Genomic DNA, 13,434 nt, shown 5'->3' on the forward strand with positions numbered 1-13,434 from the left:
GCGCTGTCCAGGTGGACGGTACGCACGGTCCTCGGCAATGACGGGCAGGACTATGGGTTCGATATGCGGCGCGGTTTGCGGCATCCGGGGAAATAGAATCGGGCAGACGCCAGTAAAGACCCGCATCCTCGATCGAGTTGCGGGTTTTTCCGCGTCTGGCCCCGAAACAGGCCAGACGCCGCCGTCATCATTCCTTCCGGTACGCCAGGTAGTCGAGATGGATGCCGATATGGTCCGCGATGTAGCGGGCGTCGTGCCAAACCCCCCAGATGAATGAGGAACTGCGATTGGTGAGGTTGGGTAGACCGAGGAAGTAAATGCCTTTTTCGGCCGAGATGCCGCGCTTGTGGATGGGGTAGCCATTCTCGTCGAAGGTGTCGACGTCGATCCAGCTGAAGTCGACCTTGAAGCCCGTGGCCCACAGTATGGTCTTGATGCCGGCCTCGGCCAGGTTCAGGCTGAGGATCGGGTAGGTGAGGCATTCCGGATCGGGCAGCAGTTTCCAGGCATCGGGCTCGGGTGGAAGGTCCAGGCCGTTCTGCTCGATGTAGGCGTCGGCTTCGCGCAGGACCTCGAAGTAGTCGGCGTCGCCCTGGGCAACGTCGCGACCGAGGTTGTCGGCAAAATGCAGCACGCCGTTTTCATAGGAGGTGGTGATGCCCACGAGCTGGATGCCGTCTCGCGCCAGGCGCCGGAAGTCCACGGTTTTGCCGTTTTCGTACCCGCTTACGGCGAAGGCGACGTGTTCGCGCTTGGGTTTTTTCTTGACTTCATCCCACATGCCCAGGGCGCCCAGCCACCAGCAGTAGTCGCGCTCGCGGTAGGACCGGGGAGGGCGGTAGTGTTCGCCCACCGACAGGTAGACGGTGCGGCCTGCCTGGCGGAGTTCTTCGGCAATCTGCGAGCCGGATGCGCCCGCGCCGACGACGAGCACCGCGCCATCGGCCAACTGCCCCGGGTTCTTGTAGGCCGAGGAATGAAGTTGCTGGATGCCCGCGTCCTGCGGCACGATCTTCGGATAGGTGGGTATCTGGAAGGGGCCGGTCGCGGCGACGACGTGCTGGGCTTCGATGGTGCCTGCGGAGGTGGTGACGGTGAAGCCTGGACGCTTGTCATTGCGCTGGACGCGCAGGACTTCGACGCCGGTGCGCACCGGCGCCTTGAGCATTTTGGCATAGTCTTCGAAGTACTGGGCCATGCGCTCCTTGGGCGGAAAGACATCGGGCCCGACGTCATCGAATTTCAGGCCGGGAAAGCGGTCGTGCCAGGCGGGGCCGTTGGCGACCAGCGAGTCCCAGCGTTCGGAGCGCCAGCGTTCGGCGATCCGCTTGCGTTCGAGCACGATGTGCGCAATGCCCATGGCGCCGAGGTGTTCGCTCATTGCGATGCCGGCCTGACCGGCGCCGATCACCAGCGTATTGGTTTTTTCAATTGACATTTGAACATCCTAAAGAATACCGAGACCCTGGTGCGTCTCGAGGCTGACACGAAGATCAAGAAACGGAAGGCCGGCGAACCGCGCGATGGTCAAACGGCGCGCAGAACGATAGGCACGCAGTGTGACCCCGAAGGCCTGAGTTGATAACTTCGTTTTTCGGACGGCTGACTTAGGAAAAAGCAAAGGGGCAGGTTTGCGCGGGCAGGGGGCGACGCGGCATCCGGCATAGCGCGATTTCTTTTTTCCGATGGCCCCCATCAGCATCGGCAATGCACTTGAAAAAAGGCTTTGCCGTATTCTTGAATCCACCCCAACGCTGACGACGCTTCCTTGCGTGCCATGCGGCCATCGCCTGTTTTTCCCGGAATTTCTCGAACCGGGAAGTTGAACTCTGTGAGTGCAGCAGCCATGCCGAATCGCCCCTTTTCCTCCGACACTTCCAGCGCGCTCAGCCTGGAGGGAGTCGTCAAGAGATACCGCGATCACGCGGTGCTCCAGAAAGTTTCCCTGAAGATCGAAAGCGGGGAGTTCCTGACGCTGCTGGGTCCATCCGGCTGCGGCAAGACCACCTTGCTGAACCTGATCGCGGGCTTTGCCGACGCGGACGAAGGCGAGATTTTCATCGACGGCACCCCGGTCACGGCCTTGCCGCCGTACCAGCGCCAGATCGGCATCGTGTTCCAGAACTACGCGCTGTTCCCACACATGACGGTGGCGCGCAATATCGCTTATGGCCTGCGGATGCGGCGCGTGCCGACTGCCGAGATCGAGCGGCGGGTGGCCGAAGCCATGGCCCTGGTGAAGCTGAATGGCCTGGGCGAGCGCAAGCCGCGCGAGCTGTCGGGCGGCCAGCAGCAGCGGGTGGCGCTGGCGCGGGCGCTGGTGATCCGTCCCAAGGTGCTGCTGCTCGACGAGCCGTTTTCCGCGCTGGACAAGGGGCTGCGCGGCGCCATGCAGGTAGAGATCCGTGACATCCAGCGCAAGCTGGGAGTGACGACGATTTTCGTCACGCATGACCAGGGCGAGGCGCTCAGCATGTCGGACCGTATTGCAGTGATGAACCAGGGAGTGATCCGGCAGGTCGCAGCACCCGACGAGTTGTATCGCAATCCGCAGGACCCGTTCGTGGCCTCGTTCCTGGGCGACGTCAATATCTTGCCAGCGCATTATCACGGTTCCAGCGCGGAGACCATCCAACTGCGCTTGGGTGCGGGACTGACGCACATTCCCCGCCACCGCCTGGTGGGCGGCTCGCACGAGGGACACCGGCTGGATCTTTATGTGCGGCCCGAACACATCAAGCTGGAAACCCTGCATAGCGGGTCGGTGTTGAGCGGCACGGTGGTCAACCACGTATTCCAGGGCGATCACGTGGATCTGTACCTGGAGGTGCATATTCCCGTGGAGGGGCGTCAGCACGTGATGGTGCGCACCGCCGACCTGAACTGCATTCATGAATGGCCGGTGGGCGCCGTGGCGGGACTTGCCCTGCCTGGCCATGGGGTCAGCGTGTTCAACGCGTCGTCCTGACAGACCGGCTCCCCGCGCGCCTTTCCATCCTACGCAGCGGCCGCGCCTGCGCAGCCGCGCTGCATCCATTTTTCCGCGAGACACAAGTCCATGAATCAGATTCCCGTTGAGATGCAAGCCATCATTGCCCGCGAGCCTGGCGATGCCACGGTGTTGACGCTGGCCACCCGGCCGGTTCCGGCGCCGGGTCCCGGCGAGGTGCTGTTGCGTGTTCTGTCTGCCGGCATCAACCGGCCCGACATCATGCAGCGCCAGGGCCTGAGCAAGCCGGCGCCGGGCGTGACCGACGTGCTCGGGCTGGAGGCTTGCGGCGAGGTGGCAGCCTGCGGGCCCGGCGTGCCGGAGTCCCTGGTCGGGCAGCGCTTCATGAGCCTGCTGGCGGGTGGCGGCTACGCGCCGTGGTGCGTGGCGCGCGTGGATCATTCCCTGGCCGTGCCCGCGGGCCTGGACGACGCCGAGGCGAGCGCGTTGCCGGAAGGTCTGTACACGGTATGGCACAACCTGTTCGAGCTGGGCCGCCTGCGTATGGGCGAGACCGTGCTGATCCATGGCGGAGGCGGCGGCATAGGCACCCTGGCGATCCAGATGGCGCATGCGGCGGGGGCGAGGGTGATCGTGACGGATGGCGAACGTGACCGCAGTGACGCCCTGCGCGGACTCGGCGCGGCGGAGGTGATCTGCTTTCATGACACGGATTTCGTGCAGGCCTGCGAGGCCCAGACCGAGGGCCGCGGCGTGGACGTGGTGCTGGATATCGTCGGCGGCGATTATGTGCGGCGCAATCTGCAGGCGCTGGCTTTCGGCGGGCGCCACGTCAGCCTTTCCTTCCTGCAGGGTTCGGCCGTCAATGTCGAGTTGCTGACCCTGATGCAGAAGCAGCTGAGCCTGCATTCGTCGACCATGCGTCCGCAGACCGATGCCGAGAAGGCCCGCATGGCCGCCGCGCTCAGGCGCCATGTGCTGCCCCTGGTCGCCGCTGGTCGCATCCGGCCCAAAATGGCGCAGAGCCTGCCTCTGGCCGACGCCGTCCGCGCGCATCAACTGCTGGAAAGCGGCAAGGTGTTCGGCAAGCTGGTCCTCAAACCCTGAGCTCGGAGACTGGATTGAAACTCCTCTACGCCCCTACGTCCCCCTTCGTGCGCAAGGTCATGATCTGCGCGCACCTGACCGGCCAGGCCGGACGGATCGAATGGCTGCCCAGCGCCGCGCATCCGGTCAACCGCGATGCCCGCATCGCCGCCCACAATCCGCTAGCCAAGGTGCCGACTTTGATCCTGCCGGACGGCAGGGCGCTATATGACAGCCGCGTGATCTGCGAATACCTGGCGGATGCCGCCGGCGATACGCAGCTATTCCCGGCTGGCGCGGCCCGCTGGCTGGCATTGACGCGCCAGGCCCTGGGCGACGGCCTGCTGGATGCCGCGCTGCTGGCTCGCTACGAACATACTGCGCGGCCGGCCGAGATCCAATGGCCGCAGTGGCGGGAGGCGCAACTGGTCAAGGTGCGGGCGTGCCTGGACGAAATCGAGGCGCAGGCGGACGAACTGCCGCAAGCGGATCCTGACATCGGCAGCCTGACCATCGGTTGCGCCTTGGGATATCTGGATTTCCGCTTTCCCGAGCTGGACTGGCGCGCGGCGCATCCGCGCGCCGCGGCCTGGTTTGCCGTATTCAACCAAATGCCTGCCATGCAGGCCACCCTTCCCCACGAAGCCTGAGACCGCCGCCATGACGACGCCGAGCGCAACCCCTTCATCCTCCAGGGTCTGGTTCCTAAACGGGCCCAACGCCAATCTCTACGGGCTGGACGCCAACAAGACCTATGGTTCCGACAGCTTTCCCGTGTTGCAGCAGCGCTGCGAGAGCAAGGCCGCCTCGCTGGGCATCCAGCTGAACTTCGTCCAATCCAATTACGAGGGCCAGTTGGTCGACTGGATACAGGAGGCGCGCGGCACGGCGCAGGGCGTGATCATCAACGCGGCCGGTCTGACCTATTCGTCGGTGCCCATACTCGATGCCTTGCTATCCTTTCCGGGCAGGATCATCGAGGTCCACATGAGCAATATCTGGCGGCGCGAGGCCTTCCGCCATCATTCGTATATTTCCAAGGCCGCCGATGGCGTCATCGCGGGGCTGGGCGGAGATGGCTATGAATTGGCCATCGAGGCCATGTCGCGTCTGATAAACCGCAGTACCTGAGGTCGACCGTCCATGCATGCATCCTCCCGCCCCGCCGTGTCGGGCGCAATGATCTTCTACAGCGAGTTCGACGACTACGCGGCCTGGCGCGACGCCATGCAGGCGCGCCTGCCGGACTTGCGGATGGTGCACGGCAGCGAAGCGCATGACCCGGCCAGTATCCACTACGCGCTGGCCTGGAAGGCGCCGCAGGGCTTCTTTGATCGCATGAAGAACCTGCGCCTCATCGTGAACCTGGGCGCGGGGGTGGATTCGCTGGTGGGGCGCGAGGACCTTCCCGCCGGAGTGCCCATCACCCGCATCACCGATCCGAACATGGCACGCATGATGGCAGGCTATGTGCTGTTCGCCACGCTGCGCTATGCCCGCGATATTCCGTACTTTGAAGCGGCGCAGCGGCGCGGCGAGTGGGCCTATCGTCATCCGCGTTCTCCCGAAGACGTATGCGTGGCCGTGCTGGGCCTGGGCGAGCTGGGCGCATGCGCGGCGCAGGAGCTGCGCCGCCAGGGGCTGACCGTGCTGGGTTGGTCGCGCAGCCCGCGCAGCATCGATGGCGTCGAGTGCCACAGCGGCATGGAGTCGCTGGACACGGTGCTGTCGCGCGCCGACATCCTGGTGGTGATGCTTCCGCTCACGCCGCAGACCCGCGGCCTGCTGGACCGCGAACGCTTGCAGCGCCTGCCGCGCGGCGCGGCCCTGATCAATGTGGCCCGGGGCGCGCTGGTGGATCAGGCCGCCCTGACGGATCTGCTGCGCAACGGCCATCTAGGCGGTGCGACGCTGGACGTATTCGAGCGCGAGCCCCTGCCGATTGGCGACCCGCTCTGGGGGATGGACAACGTGCTGATTACGCCGCACCTGGCTTCGGTGGCCATTCCGGCATCCGCCGCCGGACAGATCGCCGACAACGTACTACGAGTCAGCCAAGGCCTGGAACCCGCCAACCGCGTCGATCCAGCGCGCGGGTATTGAAGTTGTGTCTTGCGGATGTCAGCGCTCTTCAACCGCCGAGGCTGCCCTGCGCCATTCCGATGCTCGCCCCGGTGGGGCTGCGCTTCGTATGGCTCCGGGGTCCTCGGCTGGCAGTAGCCTAATGCGTTGGTGTTGGACCCCCTTCGTGAGCAGATGCCGTGAGCCGGTGACCGGACGGAGGGATCCGAAGCGCAGCCCCATTGGGCGAGCATCGGAATTCCGCAGTCCGGACGCCGGCGGCTCAGGAACCTGACCTCACAAAACCAATCGGCAATATTCCACCCAGAATTCTCTAGTGGTTGTCCTCGATATTGAGGATCCTGCCCAGCCCGAGAAATCGGTTGGCGAAGATCAACAGCGCGGCCGTCACGACGATGTACACCACAGACAGCGCGGCCAGCGTCGGGTCGGCGAACTCGCGCACGTAGTTGTACATGGTCACCGGAAGGGTCTGCGTGCTCTGGGTGGTCACGAACAGCGAGGCAGTGAATTCGCTGAACGACATGATGGCCGCGAACAGCCAGCCGCCGAACAGCCCGGGCGCCAGCAAGGGAACGGTAATCGTGAATAGCACCCGCACGGGTGAAGCGCCCAGGCTGGCGGCGCTCTGTTCGAGGCGCTCGTCCAGGTTCTCCATCGACACATAGACGCTGCGCAGCACGAAAGGCAGCACGAGGATGACGTGGCACAGGATCACGATGCCGTAGCCGCGGTCCACGTTCAACTGCGCCGCGAGGATCAGCAGGCCCAATCCGACGGTGAAATGGGGAATAACCAACGGCGAGAGCAGGATGGCCTGAAGGATATTCTTGCCCGGAAACGCCATGCGCTTGACCGCGATCGCCAGGCCAGTGCCGATGACCAGCGCCAGCAGCGAAGACCAAAGCGTGACAACCATGCTGGCGCGAAAGCCGTCGCGGAAGTCAGCGTAGGTGAACACGCGCTCGAACCAGCGCCAGGACCAGGCCTGCGGTGGAAAAGTGAGCAGGGCCCTGTCGTTGAAGGAGGCCAGGGTCACCACGACGACCGGCAGCAGCACGAACGCGAGGATCAGCGTGATCAGCACCGGCGCGCCGATGCGCAGCCATAGGGGCAGGGATTTGCGGATGCTCATGTCAGTGTCCTCCGATGACTTTGAGTCGTCGCGTGACCCTGCCGAGCAGCATCAGCGCGATAGCCGTCAGGCCCAGGCCCATAACGCTCAGACTGGCCGCCAGGGGGAAGTTCATCGAAGAGAATCCCAGCTGGTAGACCAGCGTCGAGACCGTAGGCACGCGGCCGCCGCCTATCATCTGCGGCGTGGCGAAGGCGCTGAAGGTCCAGGCGAACGAGGTCGTGATGCTGGCCAGGATGCCTGGCATGGACAGCGGCAGGGTGATAGTCAGAAAGGTGCGTACCGGACCTGCGCCCAGGCTTTCCGCGGCTTTTTCGTAATCGCGGTCTATGTGCGAGATGGCGGTGGCCAGCATCAGCACCACGACCGGGATGGTGACGTGCACCAGCGCCACCAGCACGCCCAGGTGGCTGAACATCAGCTTGAGCGGCGTATCGATCAGGCCCATTTTGAGCAGCATCGAGTTGATGAAGCCCGTGCTGCCCAGCACGATGATCCAGGAATAGGTGCGCACGATCTCGCCCAGGAACAGCGGCGTGATGGATACGATCAGGATGAAGGACTTGATGTAGCGGTTGCGCACCCGGACCAGGGCATACGCCAGCGGGTAGGCCACGAGCAGGGAGCAGACCGTGGTCTCCACGCTCAGGCGCAAAGTATTGGTGAAGGCATCGAGGTAGATCTGCTTGCCCATGCCCGAAAAGTTCGTCAGCGTGAGGCCGCCGACGTCCAGTGAGCCTGGAATGAAGGTGCGCAAGCTGTACTGCAGCACCGCCGCCATGGCGACGCAGATGCACAGGGCGATGAAGCTTGCCGGGGATATCAACCATCCCCTCAGGGTGGAACGCGCATCCATGGTGGACCCATCCTAGGCTTACGTTGAGGACATAGCGGCGCCGCGGCCTCCCGGGCCGCAGCCTCCAGCCATCAGTTCATGATGTTCTCGGTAAACCACTTGCGCCATTCGGCAGTTTTTTCGGCGCGCAGCTTGTCGTCGATAACAATGGCCTGGGTGTCCCATTGCTGTTTGGTCGTGAAGACGCCAGGAAGCGCGGCGTCTTCTGGCGACACCTTGGCGTTGTCGATGACGGGGCTGGCCTTCTTGGCGGCCACGATCTTGGCCTGTACCTCTGGCGACAGCGCGATGTTCATGAACTTATGGGCAAGGTCGTTCTTGGCGCTGCCTTTCATGATAGCCATGGTATCCACGCCCAGCACCGCGCCCTCCTTGGGCATTGCCACCTTGATGGGCACGCCCTGGCCGATCATGTAGTACGCGTTCATGGACAGCACGACCTGCACGGGCGTTTCGCCGGCGGCGATCAACTGCTGGCTGTTGGCATCGTTGGTGTAGAAGGCCTTGAAGTTGGGTTTCAAGGCTTTGAGTTTGTCCTGTCCCTTTTCCCAGGTGGTGGCGTCCCCGCCGGAGAGCAGGGCGGAAACGTCGATGATATGGCTGGGGTCGAAATCGGGCGCGGACAGCTTGCCTTTCAATGCCGGGTTCCAGAGATCGTTCCAGCTGTTGAAGGTGATGCCGGCGGGAACCAGGTCGGGACGGTAGCCGATGGTGTACACGTAGGCCCAGCTGCCGATGTGGTACGGGCTGATCTTGGCGCGGTCGACCAGGTGCGAGTAATTGGGGATCTTGCTCAGATCCAGTTTCTCGTACAGGCCGGCGTTGACATAGAGCCAGCCGATGTGCGACGTGGTGAACGTGATGTCGCTTTCCGGCTTGGTGGCGAGCTTGGCCTTGTTCAGGCGGTCTATGGTGCCGCCGGTGATGTACTTCACGGGGACGCCGGTCTGCCGCGTGAACTCGCGACCGATATTCTCGTCGATGAGATCCCGGAAGCTGCCGCCCCAGGTGCTGACCACCAGCGCGTCCTGCGCCTGCGCCGCGCCGGTAAGAGCCGCGCCGGCAAGTATTCCGGCGCAAATGAGTTTCTTGATCATGACAACCCCTTGTCTATATGGTTGACTACAGAACCTGCTCGAGGAAATTCTTCAGGCGCTCGTTTCGGGGCGAACCAAAGAACTGTTCAGTGGGCGCGGTCTCGATGATTTCGCCTCGCTCCATGAAGACGCAGCGGTCGGCCACCCTGCGGGCAAAGCCGATTTCGTGGGTGACGCAGATCATGGTGATGCCGGTTTGCGCCAGGTTTTCCATAATGCGCAGTACCGAGCCCACCGATTCCGGATCGAGCGCCGAGGTCGGCTCGTCAAAGAGCATGATGCGCGGGCGCAGGCAGAGCGCGCGCGCGATGGCCACGCGCTGCTGCTGCCCGCCGGAGAGCTGGATCGGATACTTGGCGGCCTGTTCGATCACATTGACTTTGGCAAGATACTCGCGCGCTGTTTCTTCCGCTTCGCGAGCCGGGACCTTCAAGGCGATCTTGAGCGCGAAGGTGCAGTTGTCCAGCACCGTCATATGCGGAAAGAGGTTGAAGTTCTGGAACACCATGCCCAGCTGGCGCCGGACTTTCTCCACGTCTTCGGGGCGCCGTGTCAGTTCGGCGCCGTTGACGCGTATGTCGCCCGAGTCATGCTGCTCCAGATGGTTGATGCAGCGTATGAGGGACGACTTGCCCGACCCGGAGGGACCGCAAAGAATGACGATCTCTCCGTTCGAGACTTCGAGGTGGATATTCCGCAGCGCGTGGAACGTGCCGTAGAACTTGTTCAAACCCGAGATAGAGACCGCTGGCGCGCAATCGGACAGGGTGGAGGCGGCAGGCGGCGTGATGCGGGACAGAATGGCAGTCATGATGGTTCGCGCTCTGATGATCGTTCGGCCGGGCGGCTCAGGTCCTGGCGAGGTAGCGGTTCAACTTGCGATCCGCGATCGAGAAGCCCAGGCGTATGCAATTGGTGATGCACCAGTAGATGGCCGCCGCCGTGATCAAAGGCGTGAACGGGTCATAGGTGTAGTCGAACACGGTGTTGGCCGCCGCGGTGAGGTCGACCAGCGTGATGGCGCTGACGGCCGCCGTGCTTTTCACCATGATCAGCAACTCATTCTGATAGGCGCGCAGCACATAGCGCGCCACCAGCGGGAGCTTTAGGCGGAACAGGATCTGCGCGGGCTTCAGGCCCAGCGTCTGCGCGGCCTCGATCGTGCCCCGGGGTATCGCCGCCAGGCCCCCGCGGATGATTTCCGCCATGAAGCCGGAGTGCGTCAAAGCCAGGCCCAGCCACGCGCAGACATAGGCATTGGAGAAGACGTTCCACAGCACGGTGTCGCGCACGATGGAGAATTGCGGCAGTCCGCTGTAGATCAAGTACAGCAGCACGAGGCTGGGCACGCCGCGGAAGAAGCCGATGTAGCTGCTGGCGAAGAGGGCGCGCGGGCCGGGCCGGAAACTTGCCAGGGCCACCGGCAGCGCCAGCAGCAGACCGATGACCAGCACCGGCAACAGCACCGCGAAGGTGGTGCCGGCGCCGGCCAGCAGTTTGGGCAGGCTGTCCCAGGCTACCTGGAAGTCAAAGTGCATGCGACGCTCCCTTGGTCACGACAGGATGGAAGCCGCGCGCAGCCCATGTTTCGACGCGGCGGGCCACGTAGTAGGTGAGCCAGGTCATCGCCAGGAAGAAGGCGGCCGCGAGCAGGTAGTAGACAAAGGGTTCCTTGGTCACGCCGGAGGCGAGCTTGGCGTAGGCCATGATTTCCTTCAGGCCGATCAGGGAGATGAGGGCGGTGTCCTTGAGCACGACGATCCACATATTGGTCATGCCGGGCAAGGCCAGCCGCAGCATCTGCGGCAGGATCACCTTCAGCCAGATGGCGGTGCGCGGCACCAGCAGCACCCGCGCGGCTTCAAACTGGCCGTGGGGTACGTTCTGTATCGCGCTGCGGATCAGGTCGGCCAGGTAGGCGCCATACACCATGCCCAGTGCCGCCACCGCCGCCATGAACGGCGTCACCTCGATGCGCTGGCCTATGCCGAACGGCGCGAGCAGGCTGGCGACGATCTGCGAGCCGCCGTAATAGAACAGGAAGCCGACCAGCAGCGAAGGCACGCCCGTGAAGATCGAGGCATACGGAATCCAGACGATTCTGGCCAGCCAGGTCGGCCGCAGCGTGATCAGGGCGAAGAACGTCCCGATCGCGAGCGCCAGCAGATAGGCGCAGACGGCGACCTGGATCGTCATCATCGCGCCGGTCGCGAGTTGCTGCACGAAACCCATCGAAGGCATGAGGTATTCCTGGCAAGCGTGTGGAGAGTTCCGCCCGACCCGGCGAACTCGTGCCAGGGACCCGGGCGGCGCGAGCGGATCCTGCTAGCGGCAGGCCTTTTCCTCTGGCAGGAGCTCCACTTCCAGGTAGGGCTTGCGCAGCTTGGTGAAGGTGCAGTCCTTGATGATGGTTTCCAGCGTGGCGTTCATGCGGTTGAGCAGGTCGCCACTGTCCTTGCGGGCGATCCAGCTCGAACCGGCTTCGCCGCCGCCGGTCCACAGATCGCCGCCGGCGAATTTCCAGTTCTTGCCCTGGGGCTTGGACAGGAATTCGTTGGTCCAGCTGATCTTGGGACCCAGGCTCATGTCCAGCCGGCCGTTGGCCAGGTCGAGCCGGATCTGGTCCGGGTTGTCATAGAACACGATCTGCACCGCGTTGCCAAATGTCTCACCCACGTACTTGGCTTGGGCCGAGCCGCGTTGCAGGCCGATGCGCACGCCCTTCAGGCCCTCGGGCGTGAAGGTGTAGTTCTTGGCCTCGGGCACCACATAGGAGTCCGGATTGAACAGCACCGGGCGGCCGAACAGCACTTTTTCCTTGCGCTCGGGCAACGGCTTGGTCTGGCTGACCACGGCGTCCAGTTTCTTCTGCAGCAGTGCCGGGATCAGCGCCTTGAAGTCCATGACGACGATTTCGCAATCGACCTTCATCCGCTTGCACATCTCGCGCGCCAGATCGGGTTCAAAGCCGGTCAGGCGGCCTGAAGGGTCGACCATGCTGAAGGGCGGATAGCTGCCTTCGTTGCCCAGCACCAGCTTCTCGGCCTGGGCGGACGTTACAGCGAACAGGGAGGCGCCTGCGAGTGTCAGCGCCGTGATGGTTTGGTGTAGATGCATTATTTCCCCTTGCTTATTTATTGGTCATGCACTTCGTTAAATGGTCTACATCGCTGCGGCCTTGCTCAGGTTGCCGTCGAACAGCGAGCCGTAGCCGGGCTTGGCGCCCGCTGCTCCGGTGAGATCCAGGCAATGCCAGAACGAGGCCTGGATGGCCGAGATCACCGGCTTGCCGAGCTTCTGTTCCAGCGCCTCGATGGCGCCGACGGTGCGGAAGTTCGTGCACGAGACGAAGATGGCCGTCGCATCGGGGTGGTCGACCGAGAGCACGTGGTCGTAGACCTTCTCCAGCGAGACCTCGGCCAGCGCGTGATCGTCCGAGATGCCGAGGCAGGCGCTCTTGACCACTTCATGGCCGTTTTCCTGCAGGAAGCGGATGGCGCGCTCATGGATCTCCGGAAGATAGGGGGTGGCCAGTGCAACCTTGCCCGCCTGGACTTTCTTCAACGCAGCGAGCGTCGCGGTGGAGGCGGTGGTGATCTGAGGCCCCGGCACCCATTGCCGCAGCTTCTGGATGAGCGCCTGATCGTAGGCGGTTCCGTGCAGGAACGAGGCGCTGGTGCCGCCGAACAGCAGCACGTCGATGGGAGCGGCGCCGGCCAGCCGGGCGGCCTGTTCGAGTTCCGGCGCGTTCATCATCTCTTCGATGCCTTGCACGGTGACCTTGGGCAGCTTGATGCGCGCCGTATGGGTGGAAACCCCTGGAGCGGACATGGCCCACATTTCTTCTTCCATGACGACGCTGGAAGCGATGTAGATCAACCCGATGCGGGCCAGATCGCCCGAGCCGTCATAGCGGAATCGGGGATAGGCGGCTTGCGCGGGCGTTGAGGCGGTGTTCATCCGGATCCCTTGTAAGGTGAGGTTGCTGCGGATTGCATCAGATGGCGTCGGCCGTCGATCCGGGGGCGGGCATTGCCGCGCCCGCCGCACCGGCCATGCCAGCGAAAACCAATGATGCGAGAGGCGATCCGAGGCACCAAGTCGCCTTTTCCGTTGGCATGGATAGATTTTCCTGATGCCCCGGCGACGCCGGCGAAGCAGGACCGAGGCACATCGCGCAGGGTGCCGCCCGCGTCAGGATTTCCGAGACGGGACGCCGGAAAAAACA

14 protein-coding genes are annotated in these 13,434 nt (G+C 63.6%); 5 read left to right on the forward strand and 9 right to left on the reverse strand.

The window, feature by feature from the left end:
• Positions 1-187: 187 nt before the first annotated feature.
• A complete protein-coding gene (locus VCS63_RS08730) occupies positions 188-1,438 on the reverse strand; it encodes a flavin-containing monooxygenase (protein ID WP_042796664.1) in 1,251 nt (416 codons plus the stop codon).
• Between the two features lie 408 nt (positions 1,439-1,846).
• Between VCS63_RS08730 and VCS63_RS08735 the strand changes: the two genes are divergently transcribed.
• The 5 genes from VCS63_RS08735 (at position 1,847) to VCS63_RS08755 (ending at position 6,139) form a co-directional block, all read left to right on the forward strand.
• Positions 1,847-2,968 carry an ABC transporter ATP-binding protein gene (locus tag VCS63_RS08735; protein WP_042796665.1) on the forward strand — a complete coding sequence of 374 codons (1,122 nt, stop codon included), beginning with the start codon at positions 1,847-1,849 and terminating at the stop codon, positions 2,966-2,968.
• A gap of 90 nt (positions 2,969-3,058) precedes the next feature.
• Entirely contained in the window at positions 3,059-4,057 is a 999-nt protein-coding gene (locus tag VCS63_RS08740) for an NAD(P)H-quinone oxidoreductase (RefSeq protein WP_063642136.1), read from the forward strand.
• Positions 4,058-4,071: 14 nt separating this feature from the next.
• Positions 4,072-4,686, forward strand: coding sequence for a glutathione S-transferase (locus VCS63_RS08745; RefSeq protein WP_063642135.1), 615 nt, complete (start codon positions 4,072-4,074; stop codon positions 4,684-4,686).
• Positions 4,687-4,696: 10 nt separating this feature from the next.
• Positions 4,697-5,167: a type II 3-dehydroquinate dehydratase gene (locus tag VCS63_RS08750; protein ID WP_042796668.1), complete on the forward strand. Its 471-nt coding sequence runs from the start codon at positions 4,697-4,699 to the stop codon at positions 5,165-5,167.
• A 12-nt stretch (positions 5,168-5,179) separates the two neighbouring features.
• Entirely contained in the window at positions 5,180-6,139 is a 960-nt protein-coding gene (locus VCS63_RS08755) for a 2-hydroxyacid dehydrogenase (protein WP_063642134.1), read from the forward strand.
• A gap of 292 nt (positions 6,140-6,431) precedes the next feature.
• Here VCS63_RS08755 and VCS63_RS08760 read toward each other — a convergent pair whose 3' ends face one another.
• From VCS63_RS08760 to VCS63_RS08795, 8 genes are all read right to left on the reverse strand, one after another.
• Positions 6,432-7,253 (reverse strand): ABC transporter permease, encoded by an 822-nt coding sequence (locus VCS63_RS08760; RefSeq protein WP_063642133.1) that lies wholly within the window; start codon positions 7,251-7,253, stop codon positions 6,432-6,434.
• Between the two features lies 1 nt (position 7,254).
• Positions 7,255-8,109 carry an ABC transporter permease gene (locus tag VCS63_RS08765; protein ID WP_042796671.1) on the reverse strand — a complete coding sequence of 285 codons (855 nt, stop codon included), beginning with the start codon at positions 8,107-8,109 and terminating at the stop codon, positions 7,255-7,257.
• 71 nt (positions 8,110-8,180) lie between these two features.
• Positions 8,181-9,206 carry an ABC transporter substrate-binding protein gene (locus VCS63_RS08770; protein WP_063642132.1) on the reverse strand — a complete coding sequence of 342 codons (1,026 nt, stop codon included), beginning with the start codon at positions 9,204-9,206 and terminating at the stop codon, positions 8,181-8,183.
• A gap of 25 nt (positions 9,207-9,231) precedes the next feature.
• Positions 9,232-10,017 carry an amino acid ABC transporter ATP-binding protein gene (locus VCS63_RS08775; protein WP_063642131.1) on the reverse strand — a complete coding sequence of 262 codons (786 nt, stop codon included), beginning with the start codon at positions 10,015-10,017 and terminating at the stop codon, positions 9,232-9,234.
• A gap of 37 nt (positions 10,018-10,054) precedes the next feature.
• Positions 10,055-10,744: an ABC transporter permease gene (locus VCS63_RS08780; protein ID WP_042796673.1), complete on the reverse strand. Its 690-nt coding sequence runs from the start codon at positions 10,742-10,744 to the stop codon at positions 10,055-10,057.
• Positions 10,734-11,447, reverse strand: coding sequence for an ABC transporter permease (locus tag VCS63_RS08785; protein WP_042796674.1), 714 nt, complete (start codon positions 11,445-11,447; stop codon positions 10,734-10,736). Before VCS63_RS08785 ends, VCS63_RS08780 begins: the two co-directional genes overlap by 11 nt.
• A gap of 84 nt (positions 11,448-11,531) precedes the next feature.
• Positions 11,532-12,323: a transporter substrate-binding domain-containing protein gene (locus VCS63_RS08790; RefSeq protein ID WP_063642130.1), complete on the reverse strand. Its 792-nt coding sequence runs from the start codon at positions 12,321-12,323 to the stop codon at positions 11,532-11,534.
• A gap of 45 nt (positions 12,324-12,368) precedes the next feature.
• The gene (locus VCS63_RS08795; RefSeq protein ID WP_042796676.1) at positions 12,369-13,166 is read right to left on the reverse strand and encodes an Asp/Glu racemase; all 798 of its coding nucleotides are present in this window, start codon (positions 13,164-13,166) and stop codon (positions 12,369-12,371) included.
• Positions 13,167-13,434 lie beyond the last annotated feature (268 nt).

Origin of the sequence: Achromobacter sp. D10, from assembly GCF_035282245.1 — a bacterium.
GTDB lineage: Bacteria > Pseudomonadota > Gammaproteobacteria > Burkholderiales > Burkholderiaceae_B > Achromobacter > Achromobacter insolitus.